At 63.4% G+C, this 10676-nt stretch carries 9 protein-coding genes; 5 read left to right on the top strand and 4 right to left on the bottom strand.

Annotated elements, in window-relative coordinates:
- Positions 1 to 33 precede the first annotated feature (33 nt).
- From dsbG to dsbD, 3 genes are read right to left on the bottom strand one after another with little or no spacing between them, the layout of a single operon-like run.
- Positions 34 to 795 (bottom strand): thiol:disulfide interchange protein DsbG, encoded by a 762-nt coding sequence (gene dsbG, locus ACZ445_RS21460; protein ID WP_179029220.1) that lies wholly within the window; start codon positions 793 to 795, stop codon positions 34 to 36.
- Positions 771 to 1616, bottom strand: a complete 846-nt coding sequence (locus ACZ445_RS21455; protein ID WP_058424658.1) for a TlpA disulfide reductase family protein — start codon at positions 1614 to 1616, stop codon at positions 771 to 773. Before ACZ445_RS21455 ends, dsbG begins: the two co-directional genes overlap by 25 nt.
- A complete protein-coding gene (gene dsbD / locus ACZ445_RS21450) occupies positions 1616 to 3343 on the bottom strand; it encodes a protein-disulfide reductase DsbD (protein ID WP_464707540.1) in 1728 nt (575 codons plus the stop codon). The genes ACZ445_RS21455 and dsbD overlap by 1 nt, the downstream gene beginning before the upstream one ends.
- 161 nt (positions 3344 to 3504) lie before the next feature.
- Between dsbD and ACZ445_RS21445 the strand changes: the two genes are divergently transcribed.
- From ACZ445_RS21445 to ACZ445_RS21425, 5 genes are all read left to right on the top strand, one after another.
- The gene (locus tag ACZ445_RS21445; RefSeq protein WP_028617287.1) at positions 3505 to 4185 is read left to right on the top strand and encodes a response regulator; all 681 of its coding nucleotides are present in this window, start codon (positions 3505 to 3507) and stop codon (positions 4183 to 4185) included.
- The gene (locus ACZ445_RS21440; protein ID WP_464707539.1) at positions 4182 to 5504 is read left to right on the top strand and encodes an ATP-binding protein; all 1323 of its coding nucleotides are present in this window, start codon (positions 4182 to 4184) and stop codon (positions 5502 to 5504) included. Before ACZ445_RS21445 ends, ACZ445_RS21440 begins: the two co-directional genes overlap by 4 nt.
- 124 nt (positions 5505 to 5628) lie before the next feature.
- Positions 5629 to 6396, top strand: a complete 768-nt coding sequence (locus ACZ445_RS21435; protein WP_464707538.1) for an N-acetylmuramoyl-L-alanine amidase — start codon at positions 5629 to 5631, stop codon at positions 6394 to 6396.
- A 263-nt stretch (positions 6397 to 6659) separates the two neighbouring features.
- Positions 6660 to 8054, top strand: coding sequence for a diaminobutyrate--2-oxoglutarate transaminase (locus ACZ445_RS21430; RefSeq protein ID WP_464704266.1), 1395 nt, complete (start codon positions 6660 to 6662; stop codon positions 8052 to 8054).
- A gap of 82 nt (positions 8055 to 8136) precedes the next feature.
- Positions 8137 to 8358, top strand: a complete 222-nt coding sequence (locus tag ACZ445_RS21425) for an MbtH family protein (protein ID WP_058424653.1) — start codon at positions 8137 to 8139, stop codon at positions 8356 to 8358.
- A 124-nt stretch (positions 8359 to 8482) separates the two neighbouring features.
- On the opposite strand, the gene ACZ445_RS21420 is transcribed toward ACZ445_RS21425, so the two are convergent.
- The gene (locus ACZ445_RS21420) at positions 8483 to 10651 is read right to left on the bottom strand and encodes a mechanosensitive ion channel family protein (protein ID WP_058424652.1); all 2169 of its coding nucleotides are present in this window, start codon (positions 10649 to 10651) and stop codon (positions 8483 to 8485) included.
- Between the last annotated feature and the right edge of the window lie 25 nt (positions 10652 to 10676).

Below are 10676 nucleotides of genomic sequence, written 5' to 3'. Positions count from 1 at the left end.
GCTTGCCCCCGATGGCGTCAGTCAAGGCGCCGCCTATTTCGGCCCAAGAATCTTCACCAGCTTCTCCGGCGACGGCGCCCCTTGCTGCTGCTGCAACCCGCCCTTGTCATCCTGATAGAAAATCGCCGGCGTCGCCGACAACTCCAGCTCATCCATCAACTTCATGTTGCTATCAAGCTTGGCCTCGATATCCGCCGGAATCTTGGTCAACGCCTGCAACTTGCTGCCTTTACCGGCGGCCTCATGTTCTTCCAACGCTTTCTGCGGGTCTTTAGCGGCAAACAGCGCGGCGGATTTGCCTGGGCTGTCTTCGCGGATAATACCGACCATGATGTGGCGCAACTGCACCTTGCCGGCCTTCACCCATGGGCGGGCCTGTTCCCAGAACATGTTGCAGTACGGGCAGTTGGGGTCGCTGAACAGGTAGACGATGCGTGGCGCTTTAACGTCGCCGTCCTGGATCCAGCTGCTTTTTTCCATCTTGGCCCAGACTTCCTTGGCCATCGGTGCGTACACCAGTTTCTCCAGCGGCGCGCTGCTCAGGTCGTTGCCTTGGGCATCGTACAGGTTGCCGGCGATCACGCTTTTGCCGTCGGCGGTCAGGTACAGGGCCATGCCACGGTTCTGGTACTTGGCGGCGTAGCCAGTGAGGCCGCTGGGGGCGTCGAATTTGCCGAGGATCGTGGCGCCCTTGGCCTCGATCTGTTTGATTGGTGCAGGCCAGTCTTCGGCCTGGGCCAGGGTGGCCGCGAGTGTCAGCGGCAGCAGGGTCAGCAGGTGGCGGAGGCTTGGCATGTCGGTTTCCTTTCAGGGGCGGTGTCGAAGGGTTCCATGGCGCGGGCCAGGCTGGCCTGGGACAACTCGCCCAGGTGGCTGTTGATCAGGCGCCCATCGGCTCGGTAGAACAAGGTGGTCGGCAAGGCCATCGAGCCCACGGCCTGGCCGAGGCGGCCGCTGGCGTCGAACAGCACGTTGTCGAGGGTCAGGCCCTGGGTCGCAAGAAAGGTACTGACGCTCTGCATGCTTTCGGCCTGGTTGACGAACAGGAAGGTCACGTCAGGGCGTTGGTGTTGGGCACGCTCCAGCACCGGCATTTCGCGGCGGCACGGCGGGCACCAGGTGGCCCACAGGTTGATCACCAGCGGGCCGCCCTTGTAGTCGGCCAGTTGCACCACTTCGCCATTGGCATTGCGCAGGGTGATCTCCGGCAACTGCGAGCCCTTGTCGTACAGGCTCAGGGACAAGCTGGTCATGCCCCAGAACACCAGGCCGGTAATCACCCCGGCACTCAGCGGCTTGCGCAGGGCCGGGCGGCGCCAGCCATAAGCCAGTGCGCCAAGGACCAGGGCGATCACGCCCGGCCAGGCAAGGAAGCCGCCGTCGCGCAGGTCGACCATCTGCACCCAGTCGTTGCGGTAGTCGCTCCAGTACATCAGCACAAAGCTGACGCGGGCAGCGAGCATGCCCAGCAGGAACAGGCTGAACAGCACCGATTCCGGGTTTTCACCACCACGCTTGGCCACGCGCCAGCCCACCAGGGTGGCGAGAATCAGCGCGCTGATCAGCAGGATGTGATTCAGGGCGATGGCGAAGGTGCCGATGGTCAGGGTCAGCATCAGAGAGCGTCTCGGGTTTGCGTCCAGCGTTGCAGGAAAGCGGCGGCATCCACTTCGCCGGTGATGCGTTGGGCGCGGCGTTCTTCACCGTCCGGGCCGATCCACACGAAGCTCGGTGGGCCAGGCACTTTGTAGCGGCCGAGCAGCGCGCGGCTGGCGGCGTTGTCGGCGGTCACGTCCAGGCGCAGCAGGCGTACGTCTTTGAGTGCCTGCATGACTTCGGATTTGCCGAACACCTGTTTTTCCATGATCTTGCACGACACGCACCAGTCGGCGTAGTAGTCCACCAACACCCATTGGCCTTGGGCCTTGGCGCTGTCGAGCTGGCTTTGCAGCACGGCCGGGTCGTTGATGGTCATGAAGGCATCATGGGCGGACGCTGCGCCGGCGACCGGTGAACCGCTGTAGACCTTCAGCGGTTGCCACAGATCATCGCTGCCACCGGCCGCGCCCACCACCAGCACCGCGCCCCACAGGCCCAACACCAGGGAGCCTGCGCCAAACACTTTGGCGGCCAGGCCGTATTCGCGGGCCAGGGTCCAGCCGCAGTAGGCCATGATCAGCGCGAGTACGCCCCACAGGCCGATCCACAGGTTTTCGCCGACCACCGGGCGGATCATCAACACGGCGGTGCCGAGGAACAGGAAGCCGAAGATGCCCTTGAGCACGTTCATCCAGGTGCCCGGCTTGGGCAGGAAGCGGTTGCCCACGGTCACCAGCAGCAACAGCGGAATGCCGATGCCGATGCCCATGGCGAACAGGATCAGGCCACCGTGCAGCGCGTTGCCACTCTGGGCGATGTAGAGCAGGGCGCCGGCCAGGGGCGCGGTCATGCACGGGCCCACCAGCAGGCCGGACAGCGCGCCGAGAATCCCTGCGCCCACCAGGCTGCCGCCACTTTGCTGGCGGCTGACGTTGTCCAGGCGGTCGCGCAGGAACGCTGGCAGTTGCAGCTCGAAGAAGCCGAACATCGGCAGGGCAAGAACCACGAAGAGGGCGGCGAAGCTGCCGAGAATCCAAGGTGTTTGCAGCCAGGCGGCGAGGTTGCCACCCAAAAGCGCGGCCAATACGCCCAGCGCCGCATACACCAACGCCATGCACACCACGTAGCTGCTCGCCAAGGCAAAACCGCGACGCGGGCTGGCGCCACTGCCCACCACCAGGCCGGCGAGAATCGGCAGCATGGGCAACGAGCACGGGGCAAACGCCAGTAACAGGCCGAGGCCGAAGAATATCAACAGGCTCCAGCCCAGGCTGCGCTGTTGCAAACCGCTGGCCAGGCTCTGGTCCTGGGCTTGTGCGGTGGCGGCGACGGCGGGGTTGCCACCCAGGTCCACGGTGATCGATTGCGGCGGATAACACAGGCCCGCGTCGGCGCAGCCCTGCCAGCCCAGCTTGACCTGGCCGGTGGCGCCGGCCGGGATCTTCAGTTCCAGGCCCTGGCGATACACTTCCTGGTCGCCGAAGAACTCGTCGCTGTGGTCCTCGCCTTTGGGCAGCACGGGTTTTTCGGCCAGGCCGTCGAACTTCATACGCTGCTTGTACAGGTAATAGCCGTCGGCAATCTGCCAATACAACTGGGTCTCGCCACTTTCAAGACGTTCGGAGGTAAAGGTGAAGGCCTTGCCCACCGGGAGGAAATCGGGTTTGGTCTCAAACGGGTTGCCCGGCGCGGCCTGGGCCAGCCCCGCGAACAACACCAGCAGAAAGGTAAACAGATGCCGCATGGTCAAGCCTTAGTTCGATGCAAGTAGGCACACAATGTGTGGCGTTGATTAACCGATGATTAACCACGGCTATTCTAGATTGAGTGTGGGGTGTTTAGCGGCATAATCTGCGCTTAATCCGCTGCCCCTTTAATCTCCCCATCTTTCATGAAGGGTTCACCATGCACGTACTGGTCTGTGAAGACGACAAACTGATCGCCAGCGGCATTGTGGCCGGCCTCACCGCCCAGGGTTTCACCGTCGAACATGTGGCCACGGCGGGCGCTGCACGCGCGATGCTCAAGGCGGCGACGTTCGACATCATGGTGCTCGACCTTGGCTTGCCGGACGAAGATGGCCTCAAGTTGTTGCAGCAACAGCGCAGCCAGGGCCTGGAGATACCGGTACTGATCCTGACCGCGCGGGACTCGGTGACCAACCGCGTCGACGGCCTGCAAGCCGGCGCCGATGACTACCTGCTCAAACCCTTCGACCTGCGCGAACTCGCCGCGCGCCTGCAAACCCTGTTGCGACGGGTGGCGGGGCGCAGTGTCAATCTGATCGAGCATGGCCGCCTGGCCTACGACCCCAGCAGCCGCGAAACCTTCCTGGGCGGCGAGCCGGTTGACCTGTCGCGTCGCGAACAGGCGCTGTTGCAAGCCCTGCTGCACAACAAAGGCCGGGTACTCTCCAGCGAACAGCTCAAGGACAGCGTCTACGGCTTCAACGACGAGCTGGAAAGCAATGCGCTCAACGTGCATATCCACCACCTGCGGCGCAAATTGGGCAATGGCATTGTCGAGACCGTGCGCGGCCTCGGGTATCGCCTTGGCCCGGCCGATGGAGGCGAGGACGCATCGTGAAAAGCCTGCGTCTGCGCCTGACGTTCAAGCTGGGCGCCGCCTTTGTGCTGATCTGGGCCCTGGCGGCGGCCTGGATGCTCAACGACCTGCGCAACCAGATGATGTTCTCCCTCGACCAACGCCTGGTGGCGTCGGCGCGCATGGTGGCGGGGCTGACCGAACAGATGCCGGGCCTGGCCAGCGTCAGCGGCGGCGCGCATTTCAGCGCTGAACAATTGAATGTGCCCGGCGGCATGGCCTGCCAGGTCAGTTCCCTGCGCGGGGAAATCCTGGCGCGCAGCCACACCACGCCGGATGAGGGGTTGGAGTCGCGCAAGAGCGGGTTTCGCGACCAGGTCGTCGATGGCGTGGGCTGGCGCAGTTTCACCCTGTCCCGGGGTGACCTGCTGATCACCACGGCCGACCGGCAAGTGGAGCGCGAGGCGCTGAACCTGTCGATCCTGCTGGCGGCGTCGGTGCCGGTGGGCGTGGCGATGCTGGGCTGCCTGTGCCTATTGTGGCTGGGCATCGGCCAGAGCCTGCTGCCGCTCAACCGCATGCGTGACGCCTTGATGCGCCGCAGTGCCGACTCCCTTGAACCGTTGCAGATCCACCCGTTGCCCAGCGAACTCAAGCCGCTGCTCGACACCCAGAACCAGCTGTTGCAACGCATCGCCAAGACCATCGAGCGCGAGCGCCGCCTCACCGGTGACGCCGCCCACGAACTGCGCAGCCCGCTCACCGCGATCAAGACCCACCTGCAAGTGGCGCGCATGACCGAGGGCGCGGCCCGCAACCAGTCCCTGGCCCATGCCGAGGAGGGCGCCGACCGCCTGCATCGGACCCTGGAGCAATTGCTGTTGCTGGCCCGGGTGGAGGGCAACCTGTCGTTTGACGATGGCATGCACTCCAGTGCCGAAGAAGTAGCGCGCCTGGCGATCCAGGATGCCAATGCCGGTGACAACTCGCGCATCGACCTGATCCTGCCGGACAACCTCTCGGCCACCCCGGTGGATATGCCGGTGGGCCTCGCTGTCGCCGCCTTGCGCAACCTGCTGGACAACGCGTTGCGCCACACGCCGACGGATACCCGGGTGGAACTCAGCGTATTCACCGCCGCCGATAATGTGGTGTTGCGCGTGCGTGACCACGGCAAGCAGATTGCCGCCGAGGACCTGCAATACCTGACCCAACGCTTCTGGCGCAACGGCAACAGCGAAGGCTGTGGCCTGGGCCTGGCGATCGTGCAAGCGATCGTGCAACGCTGTTCCTGCTCGTTGAAATTCGACAGTCGGCCGGATGGTTTGCGCGTCGAACTGGGCATGCCGCTGCGCTGCTGATCACGTTTCTTTCAAGTGCCAAATAGTTACCGCCCTGCTGAAGTTCAAGCCTTCAGGATGGCGGTAATTTTTTTGCGCTTGAACGGGCTGAACGACTCGGCCTGTATTGAAAAGGACGGTTCTCATGTTGGTCATCGATACCAGTTTCCCTGCCAGAGGCTTCAACGAACGCAACGGCGAGCCCGTGCGGCAGGTGATCCTGCATTACACCGCAGTGCCTTTTGGTTCCTCTTTGCGCACCCTGACTCAGGACGGGGTGAGTGCCCACTACTTGCTGCCCGACCCTGATGAGCCTGACTACCGCGCGGCGGGTTATGAAGAGCTGCGTGTCTTCCGGCTGGTGGAGGAGGGCAAGCGTGCCTGGCACGCCGGGTTGAGTCATTGGGCGGGGCACGACAACCTCAACAGCCGCTCGATTGGCATCGAGATCGTCAACCTGGCGCGGGATGACGGTGGTGTGTTCAGCTTTCCTGCCTACTCGCAGGAACAGACCGACGTATTGATTGCGCTGGTTCGCGACATTCTTGGGCGGTACCCGCAGATCGGGCCCACCGACATCCTCGGGCATGCGGACGTGGCGTTCGGGCGCAAGAGCGATCCGGGGCCGCGGCTGCCGTGGCGGTGTCTGCATGAAGCAGGGGTGGGGGCCTGGTTTGATGAGGCGACGCGGGCGATGTATCAGCGCCGGTTTTGCCTGGGCCTGCCGCCGGAGGTCGAGGTGGAGCGGGCGTTTCAACGCTATGGCTATGCGCCGGCGAAGAATCGGCAAGGGTTTGAGCAGAGGACGCGGGCGTTTCAGATGCACTTTCGGGCGCGGGATTACTGCGGGTTTCTGGATGCGGAGACCTGCGCGATTTTGTATGCACTGAACGAAAAATACCGCGGTCTTTGATGCCGAACGCAGTTCCAATGTGGGAGGGGGCTTGCCCCCGATTGCGCTCTGTCAGTCCCGACACCAGTGACTGATCCATTGCTATCGGGGCAAGCCCCCTCCCATATTTGGTTTTGTATTCACTGGCGAGTGATCAAAGGCCCTAAATCCCCTCGACGCTGGTGCGTTTCCAGAACAGGAAATCCGTGCGCATGCCCCTTGGGGCCAGACGCCAGCGGATCGGCAGTTTGGTCACCATCTTCAGCGTATTGAGGGATCGAGAAATGTCAGTCGCTACCAGCCGTATCGAAGACGCCCAGGTGCATGAAACGCTTTACCAGTTCGACGAAACCCCGCTGCTGGCCCGACAGCGCCAGCAGGAATCCAATGCCCGCAGCTACCCGCGGCGCATTCCCCTGGCACTCAAGCGTGCCAAGGGGATTTACGTGGAAGACGTCGAAGGGCGCAGCTTCATCGACTGCCTGGCGGGCGCCGGCACCCTCGCGCTGGGGCATAACCACCCGGTGGTGATCGAGGCTATTCAACAGGTGCTGGCCGATGAACTGCCCCTGCACACGCTGGACCTGACCACCCCGGTCAAGGACCAGTTCGTGCAGGACCTGTTCGGTTTGTTGCCGCCTGCGCTGGCGCGGGAAGCGAAAATCCAGTTCTGCGGCCCCACCGGCACCGATGCGGTGGAAGCTGCGTTGAAGTTGGTACGCACCGCCACTGGGCGCAGCACCGTATTGTCATTTCAGGGCGGTTATCACGGCATGAGCCAGGGCGCCTTGAGCCTGATGGGCAGCCTGGGGCCGAAGAAACCCCTGGGCGCCTTGCTCGGCAATGGCGTGCAATTTCTGCCATACCCCTACGACTACCGTTGCCCGTTCGGCTTGGGTGGCGCGGAAGGCGTGCGGGTCAACCTGCATTATTTGGAAAACCTGCTGAATGACCCGGAGGCCGGTGTATTGCTGCCGGCGGCGGTGATTGTCGAAGTGGTGCAGGGCGAGGGCGGCGTGATTCCGGCTGACCTGGACTGGGTGCGCGGCCTGCGCCGTATCACCGAGCAGGCAGGCGTGGCGTTGATCGTCGATGAAATCCAGAGCGGTTTCGGTCGCACCGGCAAGATGTTTGCCTTCGAACACGCCGGAATCATCCCGGATGTGGTGGTGATGTCCAAGGCCATCGGCGGCAGCCTGCCGTTGGCGGTGGTGGTGTATCGCGACTGGCTCGACACCTGGCTGCCGGGCGCCCATGCCGGGACCTTCCGTGGCAATCAGATGGCCATGGCGGCGGGTTCGGCGGTGATGCGCTACCTCAAGGACCACGACCTGGCCGGCCACGCGGCGGGCATGGGCGAGCGCCTGGGTGAACACCTGCGCATCCTGCAACGCGACTTCCCGCACCTGGGGGATATTCGGGGCCGTGGGTTGATGCTCGGCGTGGAACTGGTCGACCCGAACGGCACGCCGGACATTCAAGGCCATCCGCCCGTGCATCGCCAATTGGCGCCGCTGGTGCAGCGTGAATGCCTCAAGCGCGGGCTGATCCTCGAACTGGGCGGCCGGCACGGCAGTGTGGTGCGTTTCCTGCCGCCGCTGGTGATCACCGCCAACGAAGTGGACCGGGTGGCGGATATCTTCGGTCGCGCGTTGGCGGCAGCGGTCGCTAGCCTCTAATTTTTTGCCAGCCTGGTACGTTTCTACAGATATCAGGGCTGCGCACGGTGCGCAGCCAGCCTTATAGCGATGGAGAACAGCAATGACCTCAGTATTTGACCGCGACGACATCCTGTTTCAGGTAGTGGTCAACCATGAAGAACAGTATTCCATCTGGCCCGACTACAAGGCCGTGCCGGAAGGCTGGCGCACCGTGGGCAAGAGCGGCCTGAAGAAAGAGTGCCTGGCCTATATCGAGGAGGTCTGGACCGACATGCGCCCGTTGAGCCTGCGCCAGAAGATGGACAGCGCTGCGATCGCGTAAACGCCACAGATCAAAAATGTGGGAGGGGGCTTGCCCCCGATGAGGGAGTGTCAGTCGACTAATGAGCGACTGATACACCGCCATCGGGGGCAAGCCCCCTCCCACATTTTGAGCTGTGTTGCTTTCAGGTATTTTTTTCTTTGTCTAATCCGCCCGAAGCCGCCGTCACCACCTGCACGCTCAAGCGCGGTGTCGCCAGATCCAGCCCCGCCTCATCCAGATGCCGCTTCAACGACAGGTTGAACGCCCGCGACACTTCCCACTGTTTGATCGGCGCCGTCTTGAACCGCGCCCGCAGGATCGCGCTGCCCGACTCGAAACTCTCCACCCCCTGAATCTCCAAAGGCGACCAGATGTTGCGGCGTTGCAGCGGGTCGTTGCGCATCTTCTGGCCGACATCGCGCATCAGCTTGATGGCGTCGTCGATTTCCATGTTGTAGGGGATCGCCACCCGGAAGATCGCGTAGCCGAACTCCCGCGAGTAGTTCTTGATGCTCTTGATCTCGCTGAACGGGATGGTGTGCACAATGCCGTCGATATCCCGCAGGCGCACGGTGCGGATGGTCAGGCCCTCCACCGTGCCCAGGTGGCCGCCCACATCCACGTAATCGTCGATGGCCAGGGAGTCCTCGATGATGATGAACAGGCCGGTGATCAAGTCCGCCACCAGCGACTGCGCGCCGAAACCAATGGCCAGGCCGATCACACCGGCACCGGCCAGCAGCGGCGTGACGTTCATGCCCATGTTCGCCAGGGCGACGATGGCAGCAATGATAAAGATGGTCACGAACAGCACGTTGCGAATCAACGGCATCATGGTCTGCGCCCGCGCGTTGGCCAGGCCTTTGCGCGAGCGGGTGAGGGCATGGTGGATCGCGGTGTCGCTGAGGATCCAGATCAACCAGGCGAACAGCAGGGTCCCGGCCAGGCCGAACAGCTTGACGCTGACTTCATGGCCATCGCCTTCGGTAAAGCGGATCAGCGACAGGCCCCACACCCGCAGGCCCAGTTCGATAAACACCAGCCACACGATCAGGTGAGCCAGGGTGTAGACGAAGCTTTTCAGGCGCTCGGAATACAGTGCATGGCGTTTGTGCCCGCGTTGCGGCTTGAGCGCGTGGCGACGGACCAGGCCGTTGATCACCATGCACAGCACCAGCAGCACCGTGCACAGCAGGGACTGGCGTAACGCTGTGCTGGTATCGCCGGCCGAGACGAAGGTGGCGAACAACGAGATACCCACCAGCAGCAAGGCCGGGATGTACCAGAAGGACCCGATGATTTCGATGGTGTCACTGAGGGCGCGGCGCGTCAGGCGACGCGACAGCGGCTGGTTGCGGATCAGGTGGGCGATGGGCCGGCGGAAACGCAGGATGAATACACCGGTCGACAGCGCCGCCATCACATTGGCGACTGTCGCGGCGGTGTGGGACAGGTGCTGGCCCAGCGCCTGGACCAGTCGCGGGTCGCTCAAGGCCTCGCCAAAAGCGGCAAAACTGCCGATCCACCACAACGGGCGGAACGCCTGGTGGCGCAGGATATACAACGCGCGATGACGGTGCGGGCCGTCGAGTACCGAAAACGCGATCACGCAGATGGCCGAGAAACAGGTGCCTACCACCAGTGCGTAGGCCAGCACCATCGCCAGGGATTTGCCCAGGGATGAGGGCAGGGCGTAGCTCAGGTACACCGTGATCACCAGGGCGATCATCCACGGGCCGAGTTTGCGCAGGGCGAAGCGCACCATGTCCCAGGTGCGTGGATGTTGCGGCAACTCTTCAGGCAGGCCGAAACGTTCGCGCACCCGATGGCTGAGCCAGATCAGCGCGTACGCCAGCAGGCTCCACACCGCGAGGATCAGGGCAAAACCGAAAATGATCGGCAGCCATTCATTGGCCGGCAGCATCAGTGCGTCGAGTTCTTCCTTGGCCAGGTCGACTTCGTTGGACCAGCGCCCCAGCGGGCTGTCGGCCCCGGAGAACTGTGCCTCCAGGTTGGCCAGGGTGCCGCCGATCAACCCCAGCACGCCTTCTTCGGCGGCCGGTTGGGCCTTTTGCGTGGCGGCGCGCAGCTTTTTCAGGTCGCTCAGCAACTGGGTGCGCTGCTGGTCGTTTTCCAGGGTCTTGATCACCTCGTCCAGCGACTGCCCCAGTGGCACTTCGGCCTGGGGTTGGGTCTTGTTGGTGGTGCCGAGCAGGCCGGGCAAACCCACGGCTTGGGCAGGCGTGAGCGGCAGCAAGGTGAGCAGGGCGATCAAGCAGTAGCAGGGCAGGGCAAACAGACGGGAAAGCACGAGGCGGTCAACCTTGGAAACGACG

This window comes from Pseudomonas allii, from assembly GCF_055380095.1.
This window is presented reverse-complemented; position numbering and strand designations above follow the sequence as displayed.

Coding starts and splice junctions, on each gene's coding strand:
- ACZ445_RS21430 (WP_464704266.1), top strand. CDS start 6,660: ATGTCAGTCGCTACCAGCCGTATCGAAGACGCCCAGGTGCATGAAACG.
- ACZ445_RS21425 (WP_058424653.1), top strand. CDS start 8,137: ATGACCTCAGTATTTGACCGCGACGACATCCTGTTTCAGGTAGTGGTC.
- ACZ445_RS21455 (WP_058424658.1), bottom strand. CDS start 1,616: ATGCTGACCCTGACCATCGGCACCTTCGCCATCGCCCTGAATCACATC.
- ACZ445_RS21445 (WP_028617287.1), top strand. CDS start 3,505: ATGCACGTACTGGTCTGTGAAGACGACAAACTGATCGCCAGCGGCATT.
- dsbD (WP_464707540.1), bottom strand. CDS start 3,343: ATGCGGCATCTGTTTACCTTTCTGCTGGTGTTGTTCGCGGGGCTGGCC.
- dsbG (WP_179029220.1), bottom strand. CDS start 795: ATGCCAAGCCTCCGCCACCTGCTGACCCTGCTGCCGCTGACACTCGCG.
- ACZ445_RS21435 (WP_464707538.1), top strand. CDS start 5,629: ATGTTGGTCATCGATACCAGTTTCCCTGCCAGAGGCTTCAACGAACGC.